Source organism: Bacillus cereus group sp. Bc031 (genome assembly GCF_027716265.1).
GTDB classification, from domain to species: domain Bacteria; phylum Bacillota; class Bacilli; order Bacillales; family Bacillaceae_G; genus Bacillus_A; species Bacillus_A paranthracis.
In genome coordinates this window covers 35,721-60,653 of record NZ_JAQFUL010000025.1, presented here as the reverse complement: position 1 = coordinate 60,653, position 24,933 = coordinate 35,721, and the positions used below count along the sequence as shown (strand labels likewise).

Sequence of the window (24,933 nt, the reverse complement as noted above, 5' to 3'; positions counted from 1 at the left end):
TAAACGTTTCCAAAAACGACTCAACCATCGAGCTCCGATAGAATATCGAATCTCGATGGCTGCTTAGTCTTTTTAATGCTGTCTACTTGACAGGGATAAGACCAGTAGCCGTCTTTTTTCTATTAAAACTTTATAAGCTCTATTCCTTCAGGCAACTCACTCTCTGTTAAAATACGCAATTCTTTCACGCGATCCATTACGTAAGAAGAACGCTTCACAAGCTCTGGGTCAATATAAGCTGGATGAACCATAATTTCTACCGTTTGTTCACCTTGTACTCTTTCTTTTAACTTCACGAAGTAATCTTCCGTCACACCATCTGCGTAAAAATCACTGTAAAATACGTCAGAAAATGGGCGTACTGCTCGCTCTTCTTCACAACGACGAATTGGAACATTATATTTAACAGCTAACCTTTCAAGAACATCGTGCAAAATTGGCAATCCATGCACGTGATGATGACTATCTAAATGCGTTGGTTGTAATCCGTAAGATAGGAATTTCTCAATTTGAGCAGTCCACTCTCTCTCAACTTCCTCTGGATTTACTTTCCCTTCCCATACGACACTTTGTTTATGAAACAATCCATCGCTACTTACGAGTGACGGTACATCTCCAAGAAGCGGTTTCCCTGCCGTTAATACGAGATGTACTCCTACCCCTAACGTTTTATACTCTTTTGCTAAGCGTACCGCATGCTCTGTTCCTGGCATATTCATCATCATCGTCGTTGAATTTACAAGTCCATTTATATGTCCATCAATAATGCCGTAATTTGTACCTTCTGTAAGACCGAAATCATCTGCATTTACAATTAACTTAATCATCATAATACCTCCTAATAGAATAAAAAAAGCGGGCTAAATAGCGCCGCTTTTATTTCTCTACCTTTTTGAAGAACTGCGGAAGATATTCTTTATGTGCTTCCAACATTTCATCTAAAATTTGTTTTGCCACTTTATCTGATGGTACAAGTGGGTTAATTGTCATAGCAAGCAGCGCTTTATGATAATCCCCTGTAACAGCAGCTTCAATTGTTGTGCGCTCAAATGATTTAATTTGTTGTACTAAACCGCGAACTGGTACTGGAAGATCTCCAACTGCAATTGGTTTTGGACCTTCTTTCGTAATAATACAGTTCACTTCAACAGCCGAATCATGTGGCAAGCTTGCAATTGTTCCGTTGTTTCGTGTATTAACAGGCTGGATATCACCTTTATTATTATAAATAGACGTAATTAAGCTACATGCTGCGTCACTATAATAAGCGCCTCCACGTTTTTCTAATTGTGGTGGTTTAATATCTAAATTCGGGTCTTTATATAACTCGAATAAATCATCTTCTAATTGTTTTACTACTTCTGCACGTGTACCTTTTTCAACCGAAGCTTCTTTCTCTTCTTCTAGCATTTCACGTGTTTTGTAGTAGTAACGATGGTATGGACATGGAATTGCACGAAGGCCGCGAATAAAGTCTGGCTCCCAGTTAAGCGCAGCGATATTTTCCATCGTAATTTGCTTTTCTGGATCTGTTACAAGTTCTAACACACGATCCATTACACTTACGCCATCCAAATATACATCTAGTCCGTATACCATATGGTTTAAACCTGCGAAGTCAACGTGTACACGACTTGCATCTACCTCAAGTAATCTCGCAAGACCCATACGGATTCCGATTGGAACGTTACATAGACCAACTACTCTTTGAATATTTGTATAACGAAGAACAGCTTCTGTTACCATACCAGCTGGGTTTGCAAAGTTAATTAACCATGCATTCGGACAAAGCTCCTCCATATCCTTACAAATATCTAAAATAACAGGAATCGTTCTCAATGCTTTGAATAAACCACCAGGACCATTCGTTTCCTGACCGATTACATCATATTTTAACGGAATCGCTTCATCTTTTGCACGAGCTTCTAATAAACCTACGCGAAGCTGCGTCGTTACGAAGTCAGCATCTTTTAATGCTTCGCGACGATCAAGCGTTAAATGTACCTCAATTGGTAAACCAGATTTTTTTACCATACGTTTCGCTAAGTTACCAACGATTTCTAACTTTTCTTTTCCTGCCTCAATATCTACTAACCAAATTTCACGAACAGGAAGCTCATCATAACGTTTAATAAATCCTTCAATTAACTCTGGTGTATAACTAGATCCACCGCCGATTGTAGCAATTTTAATTCCAGTCATGCTTTATTCCCCTTTCGCTTCAAGCTTTTTATAAAGATCGATAAACTCTGCTGCTAATTCTTTTACTGTAATCGCATTCATTAAATGATCTTGTGCGTGAATTAAAAGAACACTAATCTCTGTTTTTTCTCCTCTTGCTTCTGATTGTATGAGCTCTGTCTGGAAATGATGCGCTTCATTAATCGCTTCTTTCGCCTTTACCATCGCTTCATCAGCCTCTGCCATTTTCCCCTGTTTGGCAAATTGAAGTGCCTCCATCGCAAAGCTTCGTGCATTACCACTATTTAAAATCAATTGGAATGGAATTTGTTCTGCTGTAGTCATCATAATTACCGCCCTCTCTATTATCGTTCAACCGACTTACATACCCCTTCAGTTTGAACATTTCTATTAAAATATTAATTTATGAATGATAGTTTGGTGTTCTTGTAGATGGATTTCATCTTTTTGAACATGATATAAAAGTTAGTTGTTCTGACGAGCTATAAAAACTCGTCAGAACAATACTTTTTAAAGTGATACTGAATTGTCATTTCCTTTTGTTTCAGCTTTTGCAGCTTGTACATAAGTACGGTCACACATTAATACAAATGGATAGTAAATTACTACCGCAATTGCAAAGTTCACTACTTGTAATGCTGCACCAGCAATGCTTCCGCCCGCTACAAGATAACCACTAAAGATTGGTGGCATTGTCCATGGAACTAAAGCAACTGTTTTTGGTACCCATCCTAAAGAGATTGCTGTATAAGAAGTAATAACTAATACCACTGGTGTAAGTACAAATGGAATAATTAATGCTGGATTTAATACAATTGGTGTACCGAAAATAACTGGTTCGTTAATATTGAAGAAACCAGGTCCGATAGATACGCGACCTACACCACGAAGCTGCGCACTTTTTGCAACAAGCATTACTGCAACTAAGAATGCTAATGTTGCACCAGATCCACCAATGTACACGTATACATCAAAGAATGGCTTTGTGAAAATATGCGGTACATCATATGCAGACATACCACCATCAAATAGTTTCATGTTTTTTTCTAACGCTGGCAAATAGATTGGGTCAATAATACCCCCAATAATATTCGGACCATGTAATCCGAAGAACCATAATACGTGAATAAGCAACGCTATAATAATGGCACTTGGCAATGTACCTGCTAAACCTTGTAATGGTACTTGAATTGTTTCAAATACGAATTTATGAATACTTGTTCCTGCTAATTTTACTGCTAATTGAATGCCTGCTGTTACGATTAAAATAACGAATGCTGGAACTAATGCTGCAAATGATTTCATTACTGCTGGTGGAACACCATCAGGCATTTTAATTGTAATATCTCTTTGAACAAAGAATCTAAATGCCTCAGTTACAAGAAGAGCCACTATGATAGAAACGAATAGACCTTGTGCCCCTGTCCAAGCTAAATCAATACCACCTTCTTTTGGCGTTGTCGGAGAAATAATAATTAATGCACCGAATGTAATAATTGCTGCTGACAACGCATCTACGCCGTAAGATTTTGCTAAATTATAACTGATTCCAACTGCGACTATGAGGGCAAGTATAGCAAAGGAACCAGTCCACATACCGCCACCGACGTCTTTCCAAACTTCCCCGAATGCACCTTTCATAAATTTTTGGAATGCATCCACTGGTAAGTTATTAATAAGTACTGCAAATGATCCAACTAAAATAAGAGGCATAACTGCGATAAATCCATCACGGATCGCAACTAAGTGGCGCTGCGATCCAATTCTACCTGCGATAGGAACTAAATATTTCTCCATAAATGCAATAAACTTTTGCATTTCGCTTCCCCCCTAATTATTTTTTTAGTGTTAATGCGTGATCTAAAACTGCTTCTCCATTCATCATGCCGTAGTGCATTGGATTGATAACGTCGATTCCAACGTTTTTCTCATCAGCAAGCGTTTTCATTGAAGACAGCATGTAACGAACTTGTGGTCCTAGTAATAATACATCTGCTTGATCGATATTTGTTTTTACTGCATCCCCAGATACAGCCCAAATTTTTCCTTCTAGACCGCGAGCTTTTGCAGCCGCTTCCATTTTTGTAACTAGTAAACTTGTAGACATCCCTGCTGAGCAACATAATAAAATATTCATTTGAAAATCCCCCTTGTGTAGTATAAAAAATTTATATTTTATTTATTTTTCTTTACGCTATTTATTAATGCAATTAGCGTGCCAACTTTTTAAAACCACTAAAATCAGCACTTTTTCGACCATTTTCTTTGTGTGTTAACGCTTTCAATTAGTGTGTCGACCAAAAAACACACAGTGTGTTATAAAACAACACGCTTTTAACACATAACTGTATGAAAATAGATTAGTGTTTAGTTGTCTAGTTGTATTTAAAACAAAAAAACACTAAAAAAATTTTTTTAGCGTGAAAATCTATTAAAAAAACTCCTCTATCTATTGTCCAAGCAAAATCTACTAAATTACATAGAATAGAATAAAATAACACAATTCGAAAGGGGATTCCTATGCCAAAACATAGAAAACAAAGCAAAATAAAGATTTATAGAATAACAAGCTATAAAAAAGACAAACGTTCTGAATTAGACTCTAACAAATTCGAACTAGAACAGCAGGAGGTAGAAAATAAGCAGGACAAGCATGGTAAACAGGACAAACAAGACAAACAACAAACAGGATAAACAAGACAAGCAGGATAAACAAGTACAATCCGAAAATGTAGTCATAGTACCCACAGATTCACACAACTTAGATATATGGGATGAAATTTCTCTAAAGCAAATACAAGCTGGTGAACATACAAATTTATTTGCGGAACAAAGTAATTATCAAAATATTAATTTGTTACAAGTTAGCGATATCCGTTTATATTTGGACAAGCAACTACAATTCAGTTCCGTCGATGAGCAAATTTATCATGAAGCACTTGTGCATCCAATTATGTCAAAAGTAATTGATCCAAAACGTGTTCTCATATTAGGCGGTGGCGATGGCCTTGCCCTACGAGAAGTTTTGAAATATGAAACTGTGCTACATGTAGACCTTGTTGATTTAGATGAGGCAATGATTAATATGGCACGTAATGTTCCAGAAATAGTATCTTTAAACAACAATGCATTTTTGGATAGTCGCGTGAATGTGCACGTATGTGATGCGAAAGAATTTCTAAATTCTCCTTCATCCTTATACGATGTAATTATTATTGATTTTCCTGATCCAGCAACAGAAATTTTAAGTACTTTATATACAAGCGAACTTTTTGCTCGGATAGCTACATTCTTAACAGAAGATGGGGCATTCGTCTGCCAATCTAATTCACCTGCTGATGCACCTCTAGTATATTGGAGTATCGGTAATACAATTGAACATGCGGGATTAACTGTGAAAAGTTATCATACAATCGTTCCTTCTTTCGGAACTGACTGGGGATTTCATATTGCCGCTAATTCTGCCTATGTACTCGATCAAATTGAGCAATTATATGTAGTGCCAACGCCTCGAACATTACCTTCCCTTCTTTCTCCTTTATTTCAATTTAGAGAAGAACATTTAGAACAACGTAATCTCGCTCTTTTAAACTCAGAATCGAATCTTATCCTACATCAATGTTACAAACAGGAAATGGAATTTTAACAACATTATAGTAAGGAGCGCTACCTTATGGAATATTCTACTTTCGGTAAGCATATAATAGTAGATTTATGGGGAGTGGATTTTTCCCTATTAGATGATATTTACTTTTTAGAACATCATTTAGTTCACGCTGCTGATCAATCTGGTGCCCACGTTTTAAACGTAAGTACAAAAGAATTTCATCCGCATGGCGTTACTGTTTTAGTTTTACTATCAGAAAGCCACCTTTCTATTCACACTTATCCAGAAAAAAACTTTGCAGCCATCGACTGTTATACGTGCGGTACAACCGTTGAACCGCAAATAGCAATTGATTATATCGTAAGTATATTGAAACCAAATGAGATGCATATAAAAAAGCTAATCCGTGGTATAGGGGAGATTGTTACTGTCGATTAAATATCACTCTTACTCATTTGTAAGAAGGAGGATTGTAAATACCATCAGTGGAACACATATTCCACTGATGGTACAGACACATACATAAAAAACCTTGCATACGCAAGGTTCATTCAGCTACCGACATCTTCTTATATAATTCTACAAATTCACTCGCTAATTCCTTCACCGTAATTGCATTCATTAAATGATCTTGTGCGTGCACCATCAGAAGGGTAACTTCGGTCTTTTCACCACCAGCTTCTTTCTGTATGAGATCCGTTTGTACACGGTGTGCCTCTTTTAATTCCTCTAACGCTTCTTGTAATTTCGCTTCTGCTTCTGTAAACTCTCCACGCTTCGCGCAATCAATTGCTTCCATTGAACAACTTCTCGCATTTCCCCCATGCAAGATTAAGTGAAAGGTCTTCGTTTCTATCGTATCCATTTTAGTTCTTTACTCCCCCTTTTCTTCCGCCACTTTTTGTTTATCCCATATTTTTAAGAACGGTAAATATATGACGAACGCTAGTGCAAAGTTAACGAGTTGCAAAATCACACCTGAAATTTTGCCACCCGATCCTAAATATCCACTAAATAGAATTGGTGTCGTCCATGTTACAGTAGCACCACTTGGGCGAGCTACCAATCCCCATTCCATTGCGAAATAAGAAACAATCGTTAATACAACAGGAACTACTATAAATGGAATAAGTAAAAGTGGATTCATGACAATTGGCATACCGAAAGTTACCATTTCATTAATATTAAAAATACCAGGTGCAATTGACAATCGTCCTAAACTTTTTAATTGCTGACTTCGCGCAAACAATAACATTCCGACAACTAAGGCTAGTGTTGCACCAGAGCCGCCCATATAAATCCATAAATCAAAAAACTGTGCGGTAATCGTATTCGGTACATCTTGGCCCGCTTGAAAAGCAATCCGGTTCTGATCCATTAACGATAACCAAATCGGGCTCATTACACCGCCCACAATTGTAGCTCCATGAATTCCACACGCCCAAAGGACATGAACGAGAATAACCGCTATAACTGCTCCCCAAAGACTAGCACCAAGTATACTCAGCGGTTCTTGCAGTAGCTTCCCTACAACATTATGAATGCTTCCGAAAGTTGTGTGTTCAAAAATCAATCTAATGATCCAAACAACTGTCACAACAATAAACCCAGGAATAAGCGCTGCAAATGAACGCGTTACTGCCGGCGGAACTGTCTCAGGCATTTTTATAATCATCTTTTTTTGTACAAGAAATCGGTATATTTCAGTAGATATAATTGCAATAATCATCGCTACAAATAAACCTTGGCTTCCCATTAATGCCGCTGGAATTACTCCATCTACCAGTATACTTTCTTTCGTACCCGGCATGATATATGAAACTTGAAATGGAGTTGCAAGTAAAAATGTCACAAGCGACAATGCCCCGGATGCTAAAGCGTCCACTTTATAATATTCCCCAAGCCTGTAAGCGATTCCAAAAACGGTTATTAAAGCCATTATATTAAAAGTTGCACTAACTGGATACCCTAATGCTACGTTCCAGTTTTTCCCGAACAAACTCGCCATGAATTCACTATACCCTGGGATTGGTAATGTACTAATAATAAGAAAAATTGATCCTATAATTAAAAATGGCATCGTCAATACAAGTCCATCACGAATTGCTAGCAAATGCCTCTGCTCTGCAACCTTTCCTGCTACCGGCATTACATATTTCTCTAAAAACCGTATCATCTATCCCACTCTCCTCATGGTTTCATTGACAAAGCTGCTTGCAAGATAGCTTCCCCATTACAAAGTCCGTAATGAACGGATTGAATGACATCAACAGGTACCCCTTTCTCCTTACATAATTCTTTCATTTTCGGTAATAAATAACGTACTTGTGGCCCAAGTAAAAGTACATCGGCTTTATCAATATGGCTATTTACTTCAGAACCTGATACAGCCCAAATCTTTACCTCTATTCCTCTTGCCTCTGCTGCTTTCTCCATTTTAGTAACAATCAAACTGGAAGACATTCCCGCTGCACAGCAAAGCAAAATATTCATCTCGCTTCCCTCCCCCTTCTTCTCAACCTAAATGATGGCGCATCCCTTACCACAACTAGGTTACAAATATATATGTCTAGATTTCCTGCTGTATGCCGAGCTTAAAAACAAAAATTTCTCGGTTTTCACGCTATTCCATCTATCCGTATTCTCCTAGTAAAGAGGACTTTAACTCGCTATAATAATTCAGTATGATTTTTTTAATTGATAGGAGGATATATTTATGAAGGCATATCGCTTTCCACTTATTTTATTATCTTCTATCCTAATTGGTGGTTTCATTGGTTATTTCATGGGTGCCGATGCAGTTGCTTTAAAGCCGCTTGGTGACATTTTCTTAAACTTAATGTTTACGATTGTTGTACCGTTAGTGTTCTTTAGCATCGCGTCATCTATTGCTAATATGGATGGATTAAAACGTTTCGGTAAAATTATGTCTAGTATGGCTGGGACTTTCTTATTTACAAGTATTTTAGCTGCTATTTTTATGATTATTGTCGTGAAAGTATTCCCGCCAGCACAAGGTGTTGTACTAGAACTAACACAACCTGACAAAGCCGGCAAAGCTGTTAGTGTTGCAGATCAAATCGTCGGTATTTTAACAGTATCTGACTTCTCGAAGTTACTATCTCGTGAAAATATGTTAGCCCTTATTTTCTTCTCTATCTTAATGGGGATTGCAACTTCAGCAGTTGGCGAAAAAGGAAAGCCATTCGCTACATTCTTACAAGCTGGTGCAGAAATTTCAATGAAAGTCGTATCTTTCATTATGTACTACGCTCCAATCGGACTTGCTGCTTACTTCGCAGCATTAGTTGGTGAATTCGGACCACAGCTTCTTGGAACTTACTTCCGAGCAGCAATGGTATACTATCCAGCGTCTCTTATTTACTTCTTTGTATTCTTTACGTTCTATGCATACCTTGCAGGTCGCAAGCAAGGTGTACAAGTATTTTGGAAGAACATGGTCTCTCCTACAGTTACATCTCTTGCAACTTGTAGTAGTGCCGCAAGTATTCCAGCGAACTTAGAAGCAACGAAGAAAATGGGTATCTCTTCTGACGTTCGTGAAACAGTTGTCCTTCTTGGATCTACACTTCATAAAGACGGCTCTGTTTTAGGCGGCGTATTAAAAATTGCTTTCTTATTCGGTATTTTCAACATGGAATTCGAAGGACCAAAAACATTAGCAATCGCACTTGTTGTTTCTCTATTAGTAGGAACAGTAATGGGCGCTATTCCAGGCGGCGGTATGATTGGTGAAATGTTAATCGTTTCTTTATATGGCTTCCCGCCAGAAGCATTACCAATTATCGCAGCAATCAGTACAATCATTGATCCTCCTGCAACGATGTTAAACGTAACAGCAGATAACGCTTGTGCCGTAATGACAGCTCGCCTTATAGAAGGTAAGAACTGGATCAAAAACAAATTTGCTTAATAGATAGAAAGAGAATGCTCGTTTTGAGCATCCTCTTTTTGTCGTTATTTGTTGATAAGTCGATATCCCTTGTCGAAACGTCGATATATTGAAAAAATCGTTGATATATTTGAAGTTATGAACGATATATCCGAAAAATCGTCGATATAATCTATTCCGCCACAAATTTGTTAAAAACTTCACAAATATTCCACACCTCTTATCTATTCTCCGTACTATAATCATGTATGGAAAAGGAGATGGACCTAATGACACAAAGCGCACCTGAATTTAAAGTTTTGCAAAGCATTGCATTCCTTGCTGTCGTTTTGCAAAGTTCGTTATTATATACAATGAATCAAGGACATGTTTTACTTGAGCAATCCCTCATTATGGGTATGCTATTTAATCTCGCAAAATTTTCAGCACCTGCATTCATATTTATCGTCGGCTTCCACTTAATTCGTCAATATACAAAGCAACTTGCCTACGCAGAATATATTTATGAAAAAGCCGCACATTTACTCATTCCCTATCTCTTCTGGTCTATTCTTTACTTATTAACAACAAACGATATGATTACACTACAAAGCGGAATAAAAAGTTTATTACTCGGAACAGCCGCACCCCATCTTTGGTATGTGATTATGATGTTTCAAATTCACCTACTGTTCCCTTTACTGTGCACACTATTTTATTGGTTTCAAAAACGAACAGAAAATAAAAAAGACATATATAAATATATGACCGTCTTTGCTTGCCTATATTTCCTCTTAATGTGGTATTCTTCGCACTACATTTTTAATGGCGAGAAATTGACTAGCTCAACCATTTTACATTATACAGACCGTTCCTTCTTCTTCTACTCATTCTATTTCGTCATGGGAGGAATCGCTGCTGTCGCACTAAAAGCGTGGCGTACATTTGTCATAAAACATATTCCGCTTATTACAATCTTATTTTTTATCTTATTTTTATTCATCAATTATGAGTTATTTAGTTTTTACGGAGCAAACTCTATTCATTTAACCGTTTCGACTTATTTAAAGCCATCTATGTTTTTATATATCGTATGCGAAATTATCATACTTTACGTGCTTTCTATTACAATCGTACAGAGACGCGGTTTCTTATATAAAGCTTTACGATTTATCGGGAATTACACATATGGTGCTTATTTAGCTCACTTTTTCTTCTTGCAACTATGTACAAAGTTTCTTTCTCTATTCACACTGCAAGAAAACACAATATTATATAGCCTATTATTATTTACAATAACAGCCACAATCTCGATTTCAGCAATGGTCATATGCAGTGCACTACCATTTCATACATGGATTACAGGACCTTCTCCTACGACAAATATGAGATGGACGAAGATTGTACTTCGGAAAAATCACGAAAAGGTATTCAAACCATATCTTTGATATAATAGAATTCCATACACGAAAAGAAAGTAGGACACACCTATGATTAATCAAATTGGACAAATTATGCTATATGTAAATAATCAAGATGAAGCCATGCGATTTTGGACTGAGACAGTAGGATTCCAAATTATTGCGGAAGAAAATAACGGACAAGGTTTTCGCTGGATTGAAATTGCACCGTCAAAAGAAGCAGGAACAAGCATCGTCCTTCACGATAAAGAGTTAATTGCAAAGATGCAACCTGAATTAAACTTAGGTACTCCTTCACTTATGTTCTTCTCTAACAACTTAGATCAACTATATAAAGATCTTTCTGAGAAAAACGTTACTGTTGGACAAGTTGTAGATTTACCTACTGGCAGAGCTTTTAACTTTGCTGATAATGAAAACAATTACTTTGCGGTAATGGAACGCAAATAAAAAAGAAGCTATCCGAAAAAGTCGGATAGCTTCTTTCATTTTAAAAAACTTGTTCTGCATTCGTTTCCCTATGTTGTATATGGCTCGTGATCCAAGCAATTCCACCAGCAACAACGAGATAGCATAACAATATTAAAATTTGCATTTGTAATTGCGACCAATCTCCTAAAGAAATCACATCTTGCAATCCTCTAAGAGAATGGGACATTGGGAGAAATTGTCCAATCTTGCTAAGAACAGCTATATTTAATTCTCCTGGGAAAGTCCCACCGCTCGTCGCTAATTGCAAGACGAGAAGCGTTACCGCTAAGAACTTTCCAACAAGACCAAATACCGTTACTAACATAAGAATAAACGTCATGAACGTAAAGGAAATAACGATACTTGATAAAACAAAGAGTGGCACACTTGCAACTTCTAATTTCATAACTCCTAGCACAACTACATCTACAAGCAATGCTTGAATAAGTCCAATTACATATACTAAGCCTAATTTGTTAATAAAATGTACTGTTCCACTTACTTTCATATTTTGTCTACGGCCAAGCGGTAAAATATTCGACGCCATAATTCCGCCAACATAAAATGCAAGTGATAAGAAATATGGTGCAATACCTGAACCGTAATTAGGCACGTCAGAAACTGTTGACTTCACTAATTGAACTGGCTCTGAGAACATCGTATTGCGTGCATCATCATTGCGAATATCCGCTATCTTCTCTGCGCCCTCTCCCAATTTCGTAGAAAGTTCTTTCGCACCATCGTCAAGTTTAACAAGTCCGTTCGTTAACTGATCAGCACCATGATTCAGCTCTGTTCCCCCGCTCGCAAGTTGATTTACACCTTCTTGTAATGATGTAAACCCAGTTCCCCATTTCGTAAATCCACTAGCTAAATTTGTAGCACCATCTGCTATCTTTTTCGTTCCAGCAGTAGCTTCATTTAACTTAACTCCGAATGTATTCATACCTTCTTCAACCTTATGCTGACCATCTGCAAGCTTCTGTGCACCTTGTATCAATTGTTTCTGACTATTATTTAAAGTGTTTGTTGCTTGAGCTAATCCATTAGAAGTAGCGATAATCTTTTGAAAAGCAGGGTCTTGCTGCACCTCTGGATGACTTTTCACGTACTCTTCTAATTGTTGTTTTACACTATTTGCTGCATTGTCCGCTTTCACTTGCCCGTCAGCAAGTTTCTCACTTCCGTTCACCCATTCATTTGTACCAGCACTTAATTCACTAACCCCTGATTGTAAGTTTTTTTCACCTTGTGCTAATAACTCCATACCACTATGAAGGGATTTTGCCCCTTCACTCAGCTCATTCGCTCCATCAGTTAAAGCTGATTGACTAGAAGCAAGTTTTTCACTTCCCTCTTTCACTTTTGATGTCCCGTCACTTAAACGATGAATACCATCTGCAAGCTGATTTGCCCCATTTCTTGCATCTGTCGTTCCTTCATGTAACTTCCCAGCACCATTACTTGCATCACTCAACCCTTGTGCTAAGTCTTGAAACTTTGAAAAGACACCTTCTGTATAAGATTTCGTAATACTATTTGAAATTTTTGTTTTCATATTTTCAACAGCTGTCGTTCCAATTTGCGCTGCTACAAAGTTTTTACCCGGATTTACTTTGTACTGCAATTGTGCTGGTTCTGGTTTTTCATCCATAAGTGTACTTACCTTTTTAGAGAAATCGGCTGGAATCGTAACAACCATATAATACTTATCTTCTTTTAGCCCTTCCTCAGCATTTTTTTCTGATACGAAATGAAAAGCCAGTTCCTTATTCTCTTTTAAATTTTTTACAAAATCGTCTCCTGCATGAATTGTTTTCTCATCCATTGCAGCACCCTTATCTAAATTTACAATCGCAACAGGTAATTTATCTAATTTTCCGTATGGATCCCAATATCCAGCTAAAAAGAACCCTGAATAAATTAAAGGAACGATTAACAAAAAAATTAAAGCGATACGCCCATGTTTATGGTGCCACATCGCTTTCCAATCTTTAAATACAAGTTGAATTCCTTTCATGAAACATACTCCTTCTCCGAATTTCACACCATTAGAATGGTTTAACAGATTTACTATACACGTCCATTTTCATACTGTATAATACATCTTTAATTATCAATCCATTCCTTTTGGTCTATAGAAAGGAGAGTCAAAATGGAACTTCTTCAACTAAAATACTTTCAAACAGTTGCACGAGTAGAGCATATGACAAAAGCCGCTGAAGAATTGCATATCGCACAGCCTTCACTCAGCAAAACAATTGCTAGATTAGAAAAGGACTTGGGCGTTCCGTTATTTGACCGCCAAGGGCGACAAATTACATTAAACTCTTTCGGGAAAGTATTTTTAAAACGAGTAGAGCGCATTTTTCATGAATTAAGTGAAGGCGAACGAGAAATTAAAGATTTAGCTGACTTACAACAAAGCTCTATTACGTTGGCTGTTTCTATTCCAAGAATATTACCCGAACTAATTGGTTCTTTTTTACTAGAACATCCTAACGTTCGATTCCAACAATTTCTCGCATCTACTCCTTCTATGAAACGACAACTAGATAATATAGAAATTGACTTTTGCATTTCTTCTGTGCCAATTGAAGGCGAAGAGATTATTTGGGAACCACTTATTACAGAAGAAATTTTCTTAGTCGTCCCTTCTGGGCACCGTTTATCAGAACGTGAAAGTGTATATTTGCATGAAGTAAAAGACGAACCGTTCATTAGTATGAACACTGGTTACGGATTTCGGCACTTAACAGATGAATTTTGTAAAGAAGCTGGCTTCACTCCACATATTGCTTTTGAAGTAGATGAACCAACCGTGATTAGCGACCTGATTAAGCAAGGCCTCGGCATCGCCTTTGTCCCAAGTTTAACTTTATTAAAAAACTCTACTTTAGCATTAAATAAGTTACGTATTATTGAACCAAATTGTGAGCGAACGATTGGGTTAAGCTGGTCAAAAAAACGTTACTTATCGAAAACTGCTCAGAAATTCCGTGAATTCGTAATTGATTACTTCTCCAATATTAGGACTTAAAATGATATTAAACAATAAAAGATGCCATCCCCATAGGGTGGCACCTTTTATTTTTCACTCTTCTCTAATTCTATTTCAGCTAAAAGCGGCAAAACATTATCAAAAATATGCGTATTGTTATTTTCGCCTGTTACATATCCACCGTAGTATCTACTAAATACGTTGTCATTTCGGAATGTGGCCATATGATCATATAATTCCTTTGCGAAATTTGTATCACCTGTTTGTAGTACGTACAAAATCGTTAATCCGTAAGCGGCTGGCGATTCATAATTCACAGTTTGTTTTCCCGTTTCTAAATTGTAACGACCATATAGCTTTCCATCCTCCTGGAATTTCTTCTTTATAAATTCCAAATAAGCATCTGATGAAAGACCACCTAAACTACGATGATATGCAACGTATGATTGGTCAATCTGATTCACTTCTTTGTCGTACGTAAATGTACCATCTGCTTTATACTCTTTCGGGAATGCCCATCCATGCCTTGGATAATCCGCTAAAAATTGAACGACTTCCTCATATTGCTGAGCAGAAACTTTTCCATACTTTTTCATATAGGAGAATGCATGCGGATTTACATATGACGTTGTTGCAAAATCATTTTGTTTCCTTGCATCTGCATCATAATAATCAACATAATAATTATCTTTCTTATTATAACGAATTACAGCATCACTCAATTGATCTGCCAAGTTTTTATAGCGCTCTTCCTTGTACATTTCATAAGCGCGATATAACTGTTCTATAATACGAAGATCATCAATAAGTGCATTTGTAGCTGACTGCATTTCTCCCTTTTCAGAGATTTTCCATAAAACAATTTGGTTCTTATGTACAAAGTTATTTTGAATAACCTTAACTTGTTCATCGAATAACGCTTGATCGTCTTTATCGAGTGTATATTGCAGCCATAGTCCTGCTGATTCCGATAAAGCTTCACGGCCTTTCGCTTCACCAGTACCTGCTTTTGTATCCTCTAAACGATATGTAGCAAGCGTCCCATTTTCATTCACCATATGTCTTAAAATAAAATGTTCCGTACGGTTTCCTTGCAAAGCTGACCAAAATACAATTCCACCTAAAGCGATTAAAAGAATAACGCCAATCACTATATATATACGTTTCCGCAAACTTTTCACCTCCCTAGTAAGGCTATCCTTAATTTTACCAGAACATACGTAAATGTAAAAAAGACAATCTAATAGATTGTCTCCCGTTCCTTTATCCCTCACAAGCCTCTTTAGAAGGTCTATATAGCGATTCTACGAGTCGATCATACTCACTACGCGTAATCTCTTTATTATACAGCTTCAATAATAAATCTCTATGCTCTTTTGAAAATGCCATCTTTTTAATGACTTCAGGATACATAAAACATCCTCTCCATTTCACATAAACTTCTTCACTCCAAAACAGAACTTATGTTCGCATAAAAGATTATAAAATATTCCTCACTAAAAAACAAACAAAATATTAACTTCTTTCTATTTAGAATATTCAAACATTATATTACCATATCCACTTTTTAAATACATATATATTTTTGGTAGTTTTTTTGAATAAATCTTCCAATTCAATCAGAAAATAATGGCAAAAAAGAAGAGGAGTTTACATATGGATACGGTAACATTAGCAAGAGCATTTTTCGGTTCTTCACTAGCATTCCACATTATCTTCGCAACACTTGGTGTCGGACTTTCATTAATGATTTTTATAAGTGAAATACTCTATCACTGGAAGAAAGATTCCGACTACGCCATTATGGCGAAAAGATGGACAAAGGCTTTTGCCATCCTTCTCGGTGTAGCAATTCCAACTGGAACAATCGTTGGTGTGCAAATCTCACTGCTTTGGCCTGGTTTTGCCAAAATTGTTGGGCAGGTTATTTCTGTTCCCTTTCAAATTGAGATTTTCGCCTTCTTTTTAGAGGCTTTGTTCATGTCCATTTATGTATATGCAGCTGACAAACTACCTCCATTCATGAGATTAATCTCGCTATTCTTCGTCATGATTGGTGCCACGGCATCCGCCGTGCTTATTACATCGGCAAATACATGGATGAATACACCCGCGGGCTTTTCAATGGGACCAGATGGATCAGTTTTTAACGTTGATCCGTGGAAAGCTTTCTTTAATCCGAGTTTTGGCACGAGCGCATTCCACGTTGTGATTACAGCCTACGCAACTGGAGCTGCCGTCATTGCCTCTATCGCCGGATTTAAATTATTAAAGAAGAATGTAAGTGAACGTGAAGTGGCATATCATAAAAAAGGACTACTGTTAGGACTCGTCGTAACATTTATTACAGGCGCTACGATGTGGCTTTCGGGACACGAATCGGCAATTGCTTTACATAAGCATTCCCCTGAAAAACTGGCATCTGCTGAAGCTTTATTTGAAACGACATCACATGCACCGTTATCAATTGGCGGCGTTGTAGATCCTAACACACTTGAACTAAACTATGCACTAGAAATCCCGAACATGCTTAGCCTACTAGTAGGACTAGACCCTAACACTGTCGTAAAAGGACTAAAGGAATTTCCACAAGAAACATGGCCACCATTTTACACGCATACACTGTTCAATTTAATGGTTGGCACTGCTGCTTTTACCTTTGCAGTTGCAGCAATTGCCCTCTTATATTGGTACTTTGTTTACCGAAAAAAAGGAACAGAGCTACCGAAATGGCTTCTTTGGGGAGCTGCCGCATGTGGACCAGTTATGATGCTCGGCATTGAATTTGGGTGGATTTTCAGCTGTAGCGGTCGTCAGCCATGGACCATTTACGGTATGCAACGTACAGTCGACGCTTCTACACGCGCTGATTTTGTCGGTCCTTTATTTATTCTATTCATCATTTTATATATTGGACTCGGTATTTTAACAGTTTTTGTACTACGGACATTCTTTAAGAAACATCCGCTTACAAATGATTTACATCACGAAGGAGGCGATTCTCGTGCATGAGGAAAGTATTGCAATCATCATCTTATGGGCTCTTATTTTCGTATACAGTATATTAGGGTCCATCGATTTTGGAGCAGGTTTTTGGGGCATGGTATACGCAAAACATCCAACGCTAGCTGCCAAGCTTGCCAACCGATACTTATCACCGACTTGGGAAGTAACAAATACATTTCTCGTCTTTGTCGTTGTCGCTTTTCTTGGCTTCTTTCCGAAAGCTGCTTTTACCCTAGCAACGGTAATGTTCGTACCCGTTATGTTAATTCTAGTACTCGTGGCAATTCGCAGTACATTTATGGTATTTGCTTATTCCCTGCCGAAGTACCAACACCTTCTTCGTATTATTTCAGGTATTACAGGACTCTTAATTCCAGCCCTATTAATTACCGTTTTACCTGTTACAGAAGGTGCCTATATTACAATGTCTGAAGGAAAAGAAGTACTCCTATATGGAAAACTTCTTTCTAGTCCTGTTATTTATTGTTATATGCTCTTCGGACTAACTTCGGAACTATTTCTTTCCTCTCTCTTTCTTGCTGATTTTGCGAGAGAACAAGGTTCAGAAGATGCATATAGAATTTATAGAAGAAACGCGATTATCCTTGGTCCTGCAACGCTCGTTACGGCGATTATTGCCCTCGTTGTAATGGATCCGGAAACACACTGGCTTATGCAAGGGCTAATAAAGCAATTCACATGGTTTACAGTTTCTATCGTTTTATTCATTATCGGATACTCTTCTCTTTGGTGGACAAACAAGAAGTATGACACACTAGGATACCCTCGCATCGCTGTTTTAGCAGTCGTCGCTCAATATGCATTTGCAAGTTATGCTTACGGCGTTGCGCATTTACCGTATATTATTTATCCTGATGTAACTGTATTTACAAGCTTTACAACGGTCGAAACATTCTATGCATTGCTTATTCTATATGCAATTGGGATTGCAATTTTATTACCAGGATTTATTTTCTTCTGGAATTTATTCTTGAAGGATCGAACTTTTTTGAAGGAAAAATAATATTGTAGGGCCTGTTCCAAAAGGTATTTTGGGGTGGGCTCCTTTTGTCATGTTTTGTCGATAAGTCGATATAATTTAAAAATCGCTGATATATTTTGAGTTGCGCCGATATATTTCAATAATCGCTGATATATTTTGAGTTGCGCCGATATATCTCCATAATCGCCCATATAAATTTCATTTACTATCTTACTGCCCCATTAATTTCTAGACTCCTCTCACAATAGTTATTTCACTAAGAGAGATACTTGTCCCATAACTTGAAAAACACATATTTATTGCACTCCGTTATACGTCTAGTTCTTCTTATTTTTTGCTGAATATACTACCAATACAAACCTTAAGACAAGCTACATTACTTTAAGGAAAAGTAGAAAGGTAGGTAAAATATGAGCATTGAAATATGGATTACTATTATTGTATTCTTCTTAACAATGATTGTTATCTTTTGGCGACCTCGTGGTTTAAATGAGGCGTGGCCGGCAGCAATTGGCGCTGGCATTATCCTGATTACTGGACTTGTATCAAAACCAGACGTCATGGACATTATTAGTAAAATTGGCGGTGCCTCCATAACAATATTAGCGACCATCGTTATGGCGGTTATATTAGAAAGCTTCGGATTCTTCCACTGGTCCGCAGCAAAACTTGCAAACCTAGCAAAAGGCTCCGGGCGCCGATTATACTGGTATATTCAATTATTATGTTTTCTTATGACTCTTTTATTTAATAACGACGGTAGTATTTTAATTACAACGCCAATTTTAATTCTTCTCCTAAAAAATCTTCAATTAAAACCGCATTAACAAATCCCTTATTTATTAAGCGGTGCTTTAATCGCTACTGCATCTAGTGCACCAATTGGTGTAAGTAATATCGTAAACTTAATCGCATTAAATATCGTGAATATGACTCTTTATATGCATACTGCTATGATGTTTGTACCTGCAACATTAGGACTATTGTTTATGTCATGGCTTATGTATACGGTTTTGAAGAAAAAACTTCCGAAAAAATTGCCTGTTTCTTCATATGATATTGAAGAAATATTCTTCACGAAAAACTTTCATCCGTTAAAAGGAAAAAATTCGGTTGATACGAAACAAAAACGGACAAGGTTCATGCTAAAAGTATTAGGCTTCGTCTTCCTTATGCGCTGTCTTCTATTCGTTGCATCCTTCTTATCCATCCCAATCGAGATTGTTGCCGTACTCGGTTCACTCGTTCTTCTTATTTGGAGATGGTACTACTTACGAACGAACCCTGTCGACATTTTGAAAAAGACACCTTGGCACATTTTGATTTTTGCTTTCTCTATGTATGTCATTATTTACGGGCTCCACAACGCAGGATTAACAGCAGCGCTTGTCCAATGGCTTGAACCAGTTGTAAGTCAACATCTGCTTTATGCTAGCTTTGCAATGGGTGGACTCGTTTCTCTCCTCTCCAATGTCTTCAATAATCACCCTGCACTTATGATTGGGACCATTACGTTAACAGAAATGGGATTAGATCCAGTCACATTAAAAACTATCTATCTCGCAAATATCATTGGTAGTGACATCGGTTCACTATTATTACCAATCGGTACGCTAGCTTCTCTCATTTGGATGTATATCCTGAAACAAAACAAAATTAAAGTAAAATGGAAAGACTATTTAAGTGTATCCCTTATCGTTATTCCACTCACAACAGTCGTTACATTATTCCTCTTATTCTACTGGGTACATCTCTTCTTCGCCTTATAAAGTGAAACTTTAATCAGCCCTAACTAATCGGGCTTTTACGGGCAGTTGCCCCCCCACCTAACTTCTTTGCTTCCGCTGAATTTTGAGGCGGGGGTCTTACTGCCCACAAATAGCGGGCTTCTTCTATATTTAAGTTAGGTACTACAGTGTGATCAATCAAGTAAAGAGGTGTAACGTGTTATTGGTATAAATGACTACCTGTTTCTTTAAATTCTTTCGCTTTCTCTTTCATTCCTTTTTCAATTGCTTCTGTCGTTTCTAAATCATTTTCTTTTGCATATTCCCGAATATCATGTGAAATTCTCATACTACAAAACTTCGGTCCACACATGGAACAGAAATGAGCCGTTTTCGCACCTTCTGCTGGCAACGTTTCATCGTGATACTCCATCGCGCGTTCAGGATCTAAAGATAAATTAAATTGATCGCGCCAACGGAATTCAAAACGAGCTTTTGAAAGTGCATCATCACGCTGATGAGCCGTTTTGTGCCCTTTCGCCAGATCAGCTGCATGCGCAGCGATTTTGTACGTAATAACACCTTCGCGTACATCATCTTTATTCGGTAAACCTAAATGTTCTTTCGGCGTTACATAACAAAGCATCGCTGTTCCAAACCAGCCAATCATCGCAGCTCCAATTGCGGATGTAATATGGTCATAACCTGGTGCAATATCTGTCGTTAACGGTCCAAGTGTATAGAATGGTGCGCCCTGGCAAATATCAAGCTCTTTCTCCATATTTTCTTTAATTAAATGCATCGGTACATGCCCAGGCCCTTCAATCATAACTTGCACATCATGTTTCCAAGCAATCTTCGTTAATTCACCAAGTGTTTCAAGCTCAGAGAACTGCGCTTCGTCATTTGCATCTGCAATCGAACCTGGACGTAATCCATCTCCAAGAGAGAACGAAACATCATACTGCTTCATAATTTCACAAATCTCTTCAAAATGAGTGTATAGGAAGTTTTCTTTATGATGGTATAAACACCACTGCGCCATAATTGAACCACCGCGCGAAACGATACCTGTCGTACGCTTTGCAGTAATCGGAATGTAACGAAGTAATACGCCAGCGTGAATCGTAAAGTAATCTACGCCTTGCTCCGCTTGCTCAATTAACGTATCACGATACACTTCCCACGTTAAATCTTCTGCAATTCCGTTTACTTTTTCAAGCGCTTGATAGATCGGTACAGTTCCAACTGGTACAGGCGCATTACGAATAATCCACTCACGCGTCGTATGAATGTTTTTACCTGTAGATAAATCCATAATCGTATCTGCACCCCAGCGAGTAGCCCACGTCATCTTCTCTACTTCTTCTGCAATAGAAGAAGATACAGCAGAGTTTCCGATATTTGCATTCACCTTCACGTGGAAATTACGTCCAATAATCATCGGCTCTGCTTCAGGATGGTTAATATTCGCTGGTAAAATAGCGCGACCTTCCGCAATTTCCTTACGAACAAACTCAGGTTCTACCCCTTCACGAATCGCAACATATTCCATCTCAGACGTAATGATGCCATTACGTGCATAATGCATTTGCGTAACATTTGCACCTTGCTTCGCTCTAAGTGGTTTACGATCCATTTGCGGGAAAACAGGTGTATGTTTCGAAGCCACCTTCACACCGTCATCCTCTGGTTTCACTTCGCGCCCTTCGTATGCTTCTACATCATTACGCTCCAGTATCCAAGAATGGCGTGGCGTTGGAATCCCCTTTTCCAGCTCCACTTTATACGCGGGATCCGTATAAGGACCGCTCGTATCATATACGCGAATTGGCGGATTCGGAACGCCGTTTGTATCGCTTTGTTCAATCTCACGCATCGGCACTTTCATACCTTCTCGTGGTCCATCCACATACACTTTCTTACTTCCTGGTAAACTCGATTTCAATTCAATTTGCTCAGCTGAAACAGACTGTTTCATAACCTTTGTTGCCCCCCTGTACGTGACAAGGACGAGATATGGCCAGCGTATGCCAAAATAAAAAGAGCCAGGTCCATAAAAAAATAAGGACCTGGCTCATAAAGACATCATTATGTAAAGCCGTTAACTTCCCTACGCTGGTACGAGCCAGATCAGGTCCAAAGGGTTAAGAAGTTCACGCGCTTCTCTCTCAGCCTACGCATACGTTAGGCACCCCTAGTTTATCACTGATTTAATTTTCAATACTTTCTCATCATACACGATAATCTGAAAAATGCAAAGTTTATTTCTTTTGTTGTTTATGGAATCATCCACGTTAAATAATATGCCTGTACATACGTCATAATACCAACAATAATTACGAAGAATAAACTATGCTTCACTGTAAACCGGAATAAATCTGATTCTTTTCCAGCAAGTCCAACTGCTGCACAAGCAATGGCAATCGATTGCGGAGAAATCATTTTTCCGGTTACACCGCCCGTTGTATTCGCTGCAACGAGAAGTACTTCAGATACACCGACTTGCTGCGCTGTAATTGCTTGTAAATTTGAAAATAATGCATTCGCTGAAGTATCAGACCCTGTTAAGAATACACCAATCCATCCTAAGAATGGTGAGAAGAACGGGAATAGTCCGCCAGTTCCTGCTAGTGCTAACGCTAGTGTAGAAGATAGCCCAGAATAGTTTGCGATAAATGCAAATCCTAATACGAATCCAATAGATAGAATTGGCATTTTAAGTTCACTTAAAGTTTCTTTAAATGTTACCACTGCATCTTTTACACTCATTTTCAAAATAAACATGGAAATGAGACAAGCAATTAAAATTGCTGTTCCCGTTGCTGATAATACATCAAACTTCAAAATTGCCTCGTAAGGCGTCGCTTTATTTACAATAGGCTCTGCTTTCATTACTAAATTGTGCAAGCCTGGAATTTCAAACTTAAATACAAGACTTTCTAACGCGCCTCCTGGAGCAAATAATGCTTTAAAGAAACTTTGACTCCAAATGACTACCATAACCGTTAATACGATAAATGGAGACCATGCCTTTACTACTTTTCCTAACGTTAATTTCGGCATCGATGCCGCTGTTGTTGCAGCTACTTCTCTATTTGCTTGCCCTGATTGATAAATTTCTTTTGGTTGCCATACTTTTAAGAACAGCGCTAAACTAACTAAACTTACAAGTGCCGACGTAATATCCGGAAGTTCTGGTCCTAAGAATGTCGCTGTTATGAACTGCGTAATTGCAAATGAGCTACCTGCTACAAGTAAAGCAGGCCACGTTTGTCTTACTCCTTTCAACCCGTCCATTAAAAATACGATAAAGAATGGAACAAATAATGATAAGAACGGTAATTGATGTCCAGCCATTTGTCCAATTTTATGTGGATCAATACCTGTTACTTGTCCAGCAACTGTAATCGGAATACCCATTGCTCCGAACGCTACTGGTGCTGTGTTTGCAATTAAACAAAGACCTGCCGCATATAAAGGATTTAGCCCAAGGCCTGCAAGAAGCGCTGCCGTAATCGCTACTGGTGCACCGAATCCCGCTGCCCCTTCTAAAAATGCTCCGAATGAAAAACCGATTAAAATAACGAGTAAACGATGGTCATTCGTAATGGATAATACAGATGCACGAATCACATCGAATTGACCTGTTTTCACAGATATTTTATATAAAAATACCGACATAATGATAATCCAAGCAATTGGCCATAGTCCGTATAAAAAACCATATCCAGTCGCTGCCATTGCCATCGTGAACGGCATCTTATAAGCGAATAATGCCACTAAAATTGTAAGTACAACTGTAATAACTCCTGCCACATACCCCTTCATGCGGAAAACTGCTAAAGCTAAGAAAAAAAAGATAATCGGAATAAGTGCGACCGCCGCCGAAATCCAAATGTTTCCGAACGGATCATAAACTTGTGTCCATGTGTTCATTGTTCTCTCCCCCTAAAGAATCCCCTTTTAAGTAGAATAACCTCATCAATAGACTATCAGGTCATCATACCTTTAAGTCTAAAAATAAAAAAACGTTTAAGAAAACGTTTTCAATAACTTTCATTTATACTGTACCATAACAATTTCCATTTAAAAAGATTTTTTTGAAAATTTTATTATTTAACAAAAAAATCTTACAAAACCGTCATGTTCTTGTCATGTTCATCGATAGAAAGCTTGCCAAAACTATTGCATAATAATAGTATAACAACGGACATTATTTATGAGGTGATATATATGAATGGAAACAAAATATTAGCAGCTTTATCATACTTTAGTGTATTATTTGCCCCTATCTTATTCCCTATTATTGTGTGGATTGTGGGCGATGCTGAAACGAAACCACATGCAAAACGTGCTCTATGGACACACATTATCCCAAGTATCGCTACATTCATTGGCGTAACTATTTTAGGAATTATGGGTCTTGGATCTGATCAACCGGATGTAACACTTGGAATCGGTACAATGATTGTCTTATGTATTTGCGGAATCATTAGCTTATACTACTTCATTTGGAACATCGTGAAAGGTATTAAAGTACTGAAAGCTTAATTTTAAACAAACGTTTGATTAATAAGAAAAAACCGTCCCAAAATACTTT

The 24,933-nt window shown here is 37.8% G+C and carries 21 protein-coding genes, 2 pseudogenes and 1 riboswitch; of the genes and pseudogenes, 10 read left to right on the top strand and 13 right to left on the bottom strand.

Translation table 11 applies throughout. The features are described from left to right. Window positions 1–122: 122 nt before the first annotated feature. From chbG to PDQ33_RS12150, 5 genes are all read right to left on the bottom strand, one after another. The gene (chbG, locus tag PDQ33_RS12170) at window positions 123–827 is read right to left on the bottom strand and encodes a chitin disaccharide deacetylase (protein WP_061131817.1); all 705 of its coding nucleotides are present in this window, start codon (window positions 825–827) and stop codon (window positions 123–125) included. 49 nt (window positions 828–876) lie between these two features. Beyond that, window positions 877–2,202, bottom strand: coding sequence for a 6-phospho-beta-glucosidase (gene celF / locus PDQ33_RS12165; protein ID WP_000145757.1), 1,326 nt, complete (start codon window positions 2,200–2,202; stop codon window positions 877–879). A 3-nt stretch (window positions 2,203–2,205) separates the two neighbouring features. Beyond that, window positions 2,206–2,529: a PTS lactose/cellobiose transporter subunit IIA gene (locus tag PDQ33_RS12160; RefSeq protein WP_000989050.1), complete on the bottom strand. Its 324-nt coding sequence runs from the start codon at window positions 2,527–2,529 to the stop codon at window positions 2,206–2,208. Window positions 2,530–2,712: 183 nt separating this feature from the next. Beyond that, on the bottom strand, window positions 2,713–4,020 hold the full coding sequence (celB, locus tag PDQ33_RS12155; RefSeq protein WP_061131818.1) for a PTS cellobiose transporter subunit IIC: 1,308 nt from the start codon (window positions 4,018–4,020) through the stop codon (window positions 2,713–2,715). A gap of 16 nt (window positions 4,021–4,036) precedes the next feature. Then, entirely contained in the window at window positions 4,037–4,339 is a 303-nt protein-coding gene (locus PDQ33_RS12150; RefSeq protein WP_001023567.1) for a PTS sugar transporter subunit IIB, read from the bottom strand. 383 nt (window positions 4,340–4,722) lie between these two features. On the opposite strand from PDQ33_RS12150, the pseudogene PDQ33_RS12145 reads away from it, so the two are divergent. Together PDQ33_RS12145 and speD are read left to right on the top strand one after the other, a co-directional pair. After that, window positions 4,723–5,848, top strand: a pseudogene (locus tag PDQ33_RS12145) (polyamine aminopropyltransferase). Between the two features lie 27 nt (window positions 5,849–5,875). Next, entirely contained in the window at window positions 5,876–6,247 is a 372-nt protein-coding gene (gene speD, locus PDQ33_RS12140) for an adenosylmethionine decarboxylase (protein WP_048557375.1), read from the top strand. Between the two features lie 109 nt (window positions 6,248–6,356). On the opposite strand, the gene PDQ33_RS12135 is transcribed toward speD, so the two are convergent. From PDQ33_RS12135 to PDQ33_RS12125, 3 genes are read right to left on the bottom strand one after another with little or no spacing between them, the layout of a single operon-like run. Continuing rightward, entirely contained in the window at window positions 6,357–6,674 is a 318-nt protein-coding gene (locus PDQ33_RS12135) for a PTS lactose/cellobiose transporter subunit IIA (RefSeq protein WP_270755781.1), read from the bottom strand. Window positions 6,675–6,683: 9 nt separating this feature from the next. Next, the gene (celB, locus tag PDQ33_RS12130; RefSeq protein ID WP_270755778.1) at window positions 6,684–7,985 is read right to left on the bottom strand and encodes a PTS cellobiose transporter subunit IIC; all 1,302 of its coding nucleotides are present in this window, start codon (window positions 7,983–7,985) and stop codon (window positions 6,684–6,686) included. Window positions 7,986–7,999: 14 nt separating this feature from the next. Next, on the bottom strand, window positions 8,000–8,302 hold the full coding sequence (locus PDQ33_RS12125; RefSeq protein WP_001023546.1) for a PTS sugar transporter subunit IIB: 303 nt from the start codon (window positions 8,300–8,302) through the stop codon (window positions 8,000–8,002). 223 nt (window positions 8,303–8,525) lie between these two features. Here PDQ33_RS12125 and PDQ33_RS12120 point away from each other — a divergent pair, with 223 nt between their 5' ends. From PDQ33_RS12120 to PDQ33_RS12110, 3 genes are all read left to right on the top strand, one after another. Continuing rightward, complete coding sequence (locus PDQ33_RS12120) at window positions 8,526–9,743, top strand: dicarboxylate/amino acid:cation symporter (protein ID WP_270755777.1); 1,218 nt, start codon at window positions 8,526–8,528, stop codon at window positions 9,741–9,743. 248 nt (window positions 9,744–9,991) lie between these two features. After that, window positions 9,992–11,149: an acyltransferase gene (locus PDQ33_RS12115; protein ID WP_061131820.1), complete on the top strand. Its 1,158-nt coding sequence runs from the start codon at window positions 9,992–9,994 to the stop codon at window positions 11,147–11,149. Between the two features lie 42 nt (window positions 11,150–11,191). Then, complete coding sequence (locus PDQ33_RS12110; RefSeq protein ID WP_061131821.1) at window positions 11,192–11,572, top strand: VOC family protein; 381 nt, start codon at window positions 11,192–11,194, stop codon at window positions 11,570–11,572. A 40-nt stretch (window positions 11,573–11,612) separates the two neighbouring features. Here the strand turns inward: PDQ33_RS12110 and PDQ33_RS12105 are convergent, their stop codons facing one another. Further along, on the bottom strand, window positions 11,613–13,613 hold the full coding sequence (locus PDQ33_RS12105; RefSeq protein ID WP_270755776.1) for a YhgE/Pip domain-containing protein: 2,001 nt from the start codon (window positions 13,611–13,613) through the stop codon (window positions 11,613–11,615). A 135-nt stretch (window positions 13,614–13,748) separates the two neighbouring features. Between PDQ33_RS12105 and PDQ33_RS12100 the strand changes: the two genes are divergently transcribed. After that, a complete protein-coding gene (locus PDQ33_RS12100; RefSeq protein WP_061131823.1) occupies window positions 13,749–14,633 on the top strand; it encodes a LysR family transcriptional regulator in 885 nt (294 codons plus the stop codon). 47 nt (window positions 14,634–14,680) lie between these two features. On the opposite strand, the gene PDQ33_RS12095 is transcribed toward PDQ33_RS12100, so the two are convergent. Together PDQ33_RS12095 and PDQ33_RS12090 are read right to left on the bottom strand one after the other, a co-directional pair. Further along, complete coding sequence (locus tag PDQ33_RS12095) at window positions 14,681–15,766, bottom strand: transcriptional regulator (protein WP_270755773.1); 1,086 nt, start codon at window positions 15,764–15,766, stop codon at window positions 14,681–14,683. A 91-nt stretch (window positions 15,767–15,857) separates the two neighbouring features. Next, window positions 15,858–16,007, bottom strand: coding sequence for a hypothetical protein (locus PDQ33_RS12090; RefSeq protein ID WP_000283184.1), 150 nt, complete (start codon window positions 16,005–16,007; stop codon window positions 15,858–15,860). Between the two features lie 243 nt (window positions 16,008–16,250). On the opposite strand from PDQ33_RS12090, the gene cydA reads away from it, so the two are divergent. From cydA to PDQ33_RS12075, 3 genes and pseudogenes are all read left to right on the top strand, one after another. Then, window positions 16,251–17,606, top strand: a complete 1,356-nt coding sequence (gene cydA / locus PDQ33_RS12085) for a cytochrome ubiquinol oxidase subunit I (protein ID WP_061131825.1) — start codon at window positions 16,251–16,253, stop codon at window positions 17,604–17,606. Next, window positions 17,599–18,624: a cytochrome d ubiquinol oxidase subunit II gene (locus tag PDQ33_RS12080; protein ID WP_000544181.1), complete on the top strand. Its 1,026-nt coding sequence runs from the start codon at window positions 17,599–17,601 to the stop codon at window positions 18,622–18,624. The genes cydA and PDQ33_RS12080 overlap by 8 nt, the downstream gene beginning before the upstream one ends. A 389-nt stretch (window positions 18,625–19,013) precedes the next feature. After that, window positions 19,014–20,372: pseudogene (locus PDQ33_RS12075) on the top strand (arsenic transporter). 178 nt (window positions 20,373–20,550) lie between these two features. On the opposite strand, the gene thiC reads toward PDQ33_RS12075, so the two are convergent. Beyond that, window positions 20,551–22,311 (bottom strand): phosphomethylpyrimidine synthase ThiC, encoded by a 1,761-nt coding sequence (thiC, locus tag PDQ33_RS12070; protein ID WP_000814470.1) that lies wholly within the window; start codon window positions 22,309–22,311, stop codon window positions 20,551–20,553. A gap of 112 nt (window positions 22,312–22,423) precedes the next feature. Continuing rightward, window positions 22,424–22,539, bottom strand: a riboswitch (TPP riboswitch). Window positions 22,540–22,610: 71 nt separating this feature from the next. Continuing rightward, window positions 22,611–24,269, bottom strand: coding sequence for an L-lactate permease (gene lldP / locus PDQ33_RS12065; RefSeq protein ID WP_061131827.1), 1,659 nt, complete (start codon window positions 24,267–24,269; stop codon window positions 22,611–22,613). Window positions 24,270–24,566: 297 nt separating this feature from the next. On the opposite strand from lldP, the gene PDQ33_RS12060 reads away from it, so the two are divergent. Further along, window positions 24,567–24,884 (top strand): DUF4870 domain-containing protein, encoded by a 318-nt coding sequence (locus PDQ33_RS12060; protein WP_001014100.1) that lies wholly within the window; start codon window positions 24,567–24,569, stop codon window positions 24,882–24,884. Window positions 24,885–24,933 lie beyond the last annotated feature (49 nt).

Coding starts and splice junctions, on each gene's coding strand:
- chbG (WP_061131817.1), bottom strand. CDS start 827: ATGATTAAGTTAATTGTAAATGCAGATGATTTCGGTCTTACAGAAGGT.
- celF (WP_000145757.1), bottom strand. CDS start 2,202: ATGACTGGAATTAAAATTGCTACAATCGGCGGTGGATCTAGTTATACA.
- PDQ33_RS12160 (WP_000989050.1), bottom strand. CDS start 2,529: ATGATGACTACAGCAGAACAAATTCCATTCCAATTGATTTTAAATAGT.
- celB (WP_061131818.1), bottom strand. CDS start 4,020: ATGCAAAAGTTTATTGCATTTATGGAGAAATATTTAGTTCCTATCGCA.
- PDQ33_RS12150 (WP_001023567.1), bottom strand. CDS start 4,339: ATGAATATTTTATTATGTTGCTCAGCAGGGATGTCTACAAGTTTACTA.
- speD (WP_048557375.1), top strand. CDS start 5,876: ATGGAATATTCTACTTTCGGTAAGCATATAATAGTAGATTTATGGGGA.
- PDQ33_RS12135 (WP_270755781.1), bottom strand. CDS start 6,674: ATGGATACGATAGAAACGAAGACCTTTCACTTAATCTTGCATGGGGGA.
- celB (WP_270755778.1), bottom strand. CDS start 7,985: ATGATACGGTTTTTAGAGAAATATGTAATGCCGGTAGCAGGAAAGGTT.
- PDQ33_RS12125 (WP_001023546.1), bottom strand. CDS start 8,302: ATGAATATTTTGCTTTGCTGTGCAGCGGGAATGTCTTCCAGTTTGATT.
- PDQ33_RS12120 (WP_270755777.1), top strand. CDS start 8,526: ATGAAGGCATATCGCTTTCCACTTATTTTATTATCTTCTATCCTAATT.
- PDQ33_RS12115 (WP_061131820.1), top strand. CDS start 9,992: ATGACACAAAGCGCACCTGAATTTAAAGTTTTGCAAAGCATTGCATTC.
- PDQ33_RS12110 (WP_061131821.1), top strand. CDS start 11,192: ATGATTAATCAAATTGGACAAATTATGCTATATGTAAATAATCAAGAT.
- PDQ33_RS12105 (WP_270755776.1), bottom strand. CDS start 13,613: ATGAAAGGAATTCAACTTGTATTTAAAGATTGGAAAGCGATGTGGCAC.
- PDQ33_RS12100 (WP_061131823.1), top strand. CDS start 13,749: ATGGAACTTCTTCAACTAAAATACTTTCAAACAGTTGCACGAGTAGAG.
- PDQ33_RS12090 (WP_000283184.1), bottom strand. CDS start 16,007: ATGTATCCTGAAGTCATTAAAAAGATGGCATTTTCAAAAGAGCATAGA.
- cydA (WP_061131825.1), top strand. CDS start 16,251: ATGGATACGGTAACATTAGCAAGAGCATTTTTCGGTTCTTCACTAGCA.
- thiC (WP_000814470.1), bottom strand. CDS start 22,311: ATGAAACAGTCTGTTTCAGCTGAGCAAATTGAATTGAAATCGAGTTTA.
- lldP (WP_061131827.1), bottom strand. CDS start 24,269: ATGAACACATGGACACAAGTTTATGATCCGTTCGGAAACATTTGGATT.
- PDQ33_RS12060 (WP_001014100.1), top strand. CDS start 24,567: ATGAATGGAAACAAAATATTAGCAGCTTTATCATACTTTAGTGTATTA.